The 297-nt window shown below is 78.8% G+C and carries 1 pseudogene; it reads left to right on the plus strand.

The annotated features are described in order from the left end of the window. Positions 1-297, plus strand: a pseudogene (locus ACLBXO_RS32105) (urea ABC transporter permease subunit UrtB); the annotation flags it as partial.

The following is a 297-nucleotide window of genomic DNA, read 5'->3' on the forward strand; positions in this document are numbered from 1 at the left end:
GGGCGATCGAGGCCGCCCGCGGGCAGCTCGAGCTCGCGAGCCCCGACCCGGCCAAGCGCCGCGCCGCCGCCGGCGCGGTGTTCAAGGCAAGGGATGCGGCGGCACTGCCGGCCCTCGACGCGGCGCTCGCCCGCGAGACCAACCCGGGCGTCCGCCAGGCGCTGACCGAGGCGCGCGCCGCCGTGCTGCCCGCCAGGCCCGGCACCGCGGAACCCGACCGGATTGCCGCAATTCCCGCCATCCAGGCCCGGGGCGATGGCGACGCGATGGGCATCCTGCGCGGTCTCGCGGCGGATC

The organism is Methylobacterium sp. C33D (assembly GCF_053345825.1).